Source organism: Burkholderia diffusa (assembly GCF_902499115.1).
Lineage (GTDB): Bacteria > Pseudomonadota > Gammaproteobacteria > Burkholderiales > Burkholderiaceae > Burkholderia > Burkholderia diffusa.
Genome location: NZ_CABVPN010000059.1, coordinates 1 through 4,128, shown reverse-complemented (window position 1 = coordinate 4,128; position 4,128 = coordinate 1). Strand labels below are relative to the sequence as shown.

5 protein-coding genes and 1 pseudogene are annotated in these 4,128 nt (G+C 60.7%); 4 read left to right on the top strand and 2 right to left on the bottom strand.

The features are described 5' to 3' along the window. Positions 1 to 96 precede the first annotated feature (96 nt). Positions 97 to 243: pseudogene (locus tag BTE28158_RS32145) on the top strand (transposase); the annotation flags it as partial. 246 nt (positions 244 to 489) lie between these two features. Here BTE28158_RS32145 and BTE28158_RS33035 read toward each other — a convergent pair. Continuing rightward, positions 490 to 789 carry a transposase gene (locus BTE28158_RS33035; protein WP_203249531.1) on the bottom strand — a complete coding sequence of 100 codons (300 nt, stop codon included), beginning with the start codon at positions 787 to 789 and terminating at the stop codon, positions 490 to 492. On the opposite strand from BTE28158_RS33035, the gene BTE28158_RS32135 reads away from it, so the two are divergent. Then, positions 754 to 1,131: a hypothetical protein gene (locus BTE28158_RS32135; RefSeq protein ID WP_203249532.1), complete on the top strand. Its 378-nt coding sequence runs from the start codon at positions 754 to 756 to the stop codon at positions 1,129 to 1,131. The genes BTE28158_RS33035 and BTE28158_RS32135 overlap by 36 nt on opposite strands. Positions 1,132 to 1,235: 104 nt before the next feature. Here the strand turns inward: BTE28158_RS32135 and BTE28158_RS32130 are convergent, their stop codons facing one another. Next, entirely contained in the window at positions 1,236 to 1,535 is a 300-nt protein-coding gene (locus BTE28158_RS32130; protein WP_203249530.1) for a transposase, read from the bottom strand. Between the two features lie 196 nt (positions 1,536 to 1,731). Between BTE28158_RS32130 and BTE28158_RS32125 the strand changes: the two genes are divergently transcribed. Further along, positions 1,732 to 2,040: a DUF3304 domain-containing protein gene (locus tag BTE28158_RS32125; protein ID WP_239007232.1), complete on the top strand. Its 309-nt coding sequence runs from the start codon at positions 1,732 to 1,734 to the stop codon at positions 2,038 to 2,040. Positions 2,041 to 2,269: 229 nt separating this feature from the next. After that, positions 2,270 to 4,128: DUF6531 domain-containing protein (locus tag BTE28158_RS32120; RefSeq protein WP_254597379.1), on the top strand; the 1,859-nt coding region annotated here is incomplete at its 3' end.

Genomic DNA, 4,128 nt, shown 5'->3' with positions numbered 1-4,128 from the left:
ATCGATGGCAAGGAACCGAATGATTTCCATGACGATACTCCTATGAACGGTAACGTCAGCAGTTACGATACGCCTGCTGGAGCAGTCCATACCATTAACTGGAAGAAGAAATTCGGAGGGCTGGGGCTTTCTGAGTTGCGCCGCTTGCGCCAGCTCGAGGAGAAAAACGCGAAGTTGAAGCGGCTCGTGGCGGACCTGAGCCTAGACAAGGCCATGCTCCAGGACATACTCGCAAAAAATGTATGGTCCACCCCGGCTTTGTAAGGCGAGCGTTGTCGATCCGACGCATGTCAGTTTGCGTAAATGTATCCGGCTTCTCGCGAGTCGAACGCTTTTGGCGTTCAGGCCGTGATGAGATCTGCGCGCACCGTTCCTAATAAGCTGGCTCGGGCTCGCTAGCCCGCTTTTTTGACCAAGGCTTACGGCACGCCAGTCAACTGTTGCGTCATCTCGATTCCAAGTCCCTGCAAACTTGAGGTCGATTCGGTTCTAAAAGTGAGGATCCAATTTTTCGTACAGAGCTGCCGTGCGCGTGAGCACAACCCAAGCGACGCGAGCAAGTTTGTTCGCCAGCGCTATCACGACCTTGTTGTGATGCATCCTGCTCTTGAGCGTATCCAGCCATCGCCCGAGTCGATCTCTTGAGCGATCCAGATGCATCAGACAGGACTGAGCGCCCAGTACAAGTAAGCGGCGCAGGTACGTATTGCCGCGTTTGCTGATGGCCAAGAGCGTAGACTTGCCACCGGTCGTATGCTGACGCGGAACGAGGCCGATCCATGCGGCCAAGTTTCGTCCGCTGCGGAACTGCTTGCCAGTTCAAATGGCTGCGCACAAAGCGCTTGCCCCGAGCGGGCCGATTCCCGGAATCGTCGTGAGGCGCTGTACAACGTCATCATGCTTGGCGGACGCGTCGATCTGACCGGAAAGTGCAGTGACGCGCTCGTCTATGCGCAGGAAGTCCGACCGCAGATCCGTCAGCAGCTGTCGCATGGTCGGCGTCAAATCATTGGAATCATCCGCGAGAATGCGAGTGGCATCGCGTCGGAACATGCCGACGCCGGCGTGGATTGCGATGCCGTATTCGAGCAGAAAGCAGCGAAACTGCTCACGAGAGCCGTGCGCTGGTGAATGAATCGGGCTCGCACGCGATGTAGCGCTTGCATGTCAAGTTGCTCGTGGCGTTTGACAGGGATGAAACGCATCATTGGTCGCGTTACAGCTTCGGCGATTGCCTAGGCGTCGAGCGTGTCATTCTTGTTCGACTTCAGGTAGGGCTTGACGAATTGGGCTGGTATCAACTTTACGTCGTGGCCGAATGCGATCAGTTTCCTTGCCAGCCAATGCGCTCCTGGACAAGCTTCCATGCCCATGCGCGCGGGAGACGCCGTCGCAAAGAACTGTAGCAAGGCGTCGCGACGAAGCCTGATTCTCAGTGTGGGCTGTCCGTGCTGGTCGGCACCGGCGATGTGAATCGTCGTCTTGCCCAGGTCAACACCGTAGACGGCGCAGCTGTGAGGAACGATACGCATCATTCTCCGACGGTTTCGGGGCTTCAGTATCCCCCTTCAGGGAGGGGCGGACCATCCTATTAGCGCTGAAGCCTTGGGTTGTTGAGTTTGATGTGATTCATCAATCATAAAGCGGTTTGTCACCTTGCTTGCCGTCGTACTGACGTTAGCCGGTTGCGACGCGTTTTCTTCCGAGCCGACCTACCGTGGAGTCAACATCATGGGGCTCAACTACACACCGTTCAATCTGAGCGATTTCACGATTCGTGACAAATACGGCAACCGAGCGAGCGGAGGGGCGACTCACCGCCGGGCGCTGGCTGGAAGGTTGAGCTGTTGCTACAAGTTGAAGGGAACGGATTTCACGGTCGACTGGGAGATATATGACCAAGACGAGTTCGTAGAAAATCCGTATGCGCCGATCAAGAAGATCCATACGAAAACCGAGGTCAAATTTCCCGCGGCAAAGGCCAAGGGCGGAGCAGTGGAGGACGTGCTTGCCGTGCACTTCTATCCTGACCAGCAATGACGGCCTTTTAAGAGAAGTCATGCAGCGATTCGAGGCGAGTGGACTCGATCTCAGCGTGCTGGCCCCCGTACAACTGACGCCTTGGCGAGCGTCAAGAGGCACCGGGCGCGACAGAGGGGCGCCTTTGCCCCCTAAACAAGGCTCGGTCCCGGACGCAGCGCTCCCATCACAAGAAGCCGCATCGGATTGCGGCTCATCGATTCCAATTTCACATTCCGATTAACCCGCGATGGATAGCACGAACAGCAACGCCGCATTACCTCGAGCAAAGCAAGTAGCCGTCGTCCCGGTGAACCTGATCCAACCCGCCGACGTGGGGCAGAGCATCAGTGCCTTCGACGACTGGCTGATCAGCATCAGCGACGGCACGATCTCGCTGGAACGTATCTCCACCATGGCCGGTGCGCTGCCGGTGTTGGGCAACATCCTCGCACTGGCGGACGTGTTCGGCGATATCGTCACCCTCGCGAAGAGTAAAGAGCGCCATACGCTCGATTGGGTGAGCCTGGGCATCAACCTGATGGGCGTGGTGCCCTTGCCCGGCACAGCGGCTGCCCGCATGAGTTTGCGCCCCGGCTTGTTCCTGGTGCGTCAGGAGTTGCGCAAGAGCGGCAAGCAACTGGTCGGCGAGGCAATGCTCACGGTGCTCGCTACCAGTTTGAACGCCAGCATCAAGGGCAGCCTGGAAGACTTCGTGACGAAGGCACGGGCCGAGTTGTCCGGTTTCATCGAAGCGGCCGCCCAGTATGGAGAGGCGCTGATCGTTGACCTGGCCAACGGCCTGGACGCGATCGTGCTGAGCGAGCTGGACGCCGAGGGCAATCTCAAGGCTGCGAAGGCGGAACTGTTCGAGGCCACGGGCAAACTCTGGCGTGACCCGCTCGGCGTATTCACCAATGTGTATGGCGCCGCCACGCAATTCCAGGCGGGCGTGGCCAAGGCCAGCCTCAACCTGGCGACAATGGCGATACCGAAGCGCGCCTGCGATGCAGTGCTGCGGGAGACCGCAGCACTTCGTCGGCTGTCGCCCGAACTCGGTCGGCAGATTCGCCGTCTGGCCGACGAAAACGTTGAGCAGAGCATCGGCTGGATCATCGCGGGCCTGGCCCGCGCCGTCCTCGCCCGCAGACCAGGCCGGGGACATGGCGCCAACGTCAAGTCGGGCACCACCAGCATCAGCAAGGCCAGCCACCCGGGGCAGCCGCTGGAGCCGCGCCCCGTCGAACGTAGGGCCCAGGGCGATGCCAAGCCCCAGAAAAACGGCACGTGTGTCGGCAGTTGCGGCAGCATCAGCTTCGCCATGGGCAGCGAGACCATCGCGCATACCGACTTCGCCTTGCCGGGCCCGTTCCCCATTGAATGGACCCGCACCTACCGCTCCAGCCTGGGTGCCTTCGACGATGGCGTGCTGGGCGCGCGCTGGATCACGCCATACACCACGCGCTTCGACGTGCTGGGCGAAGGCCTGCGCTACCACGGCGCCGACGGGCGCAGCCACGACTACCCGCTGCCCAAGCTCGGACAGTTCCATGAAGATCGCATCGAAGACCTCACGCTGGTTCGTGTACGCGATCACGAGTTGGTGCTGTGTCGCGGCTACGAACGCCGCGAGACCTACCAGCGCCACGGCGACCGCTTCCTGCTGGTGCGGATCGAACTGCGCGGCGGCGCCGGCATGCTGCTCGGCTACGACCACCGCGTTGGCAATCGCGCGGAGCTGTCGGACCTGATCACCTACCAGGACGATCCCAGTCAGCCGCATACCCACCTGGGCACTCTGGTGGACGAGGCGGGCCGCATCACCGGCCTGTGGCTGATGGGCGAGCACGAACCCCTGCGCCGCCTGAGCCTGTACCGCTATGACGAAGCGGGCGACCTCACGCTGGCACAAGACGAGAATGCTGGCGCATGGACCTACCAGTACCAGCATCACCTGATCACCCGTTACACGGACCGCACCGGCCGCGGCATGAACCTGGTGTGGCAGGGCGAGGGCGCGGATGCCAAAGCGGTGCGCGAGTGGGCCGACGACGGCAGCTTCGACACCCGCCTGGAGTGGGACGAGAACATCCGCCTTACCTACGTCAC

Coding starts and splice junctions, on each gene's coding strand:
- BTE28158_RS32135 (WP_203249532.1), top strand. CDS start 754: ATGCTGACGCGGAACGAGGCCGATCCATGCGGCCAAGTTTCGTCCGCT.
- BTE28158_RS32130 (WP_203249530.1), bottom strand. CDS start 1,535: ATGATGCGTATCGTTCCTCACAGCTGCGCCGTCTACGGTGTTGACCTG.
- BTE28158_RS32125 (WP_239007232.1), top strand. CDS start 1,732: ATGGGGCTCAACTACACACCGTTCAATCTGAGCGATTTCACGATTCGT.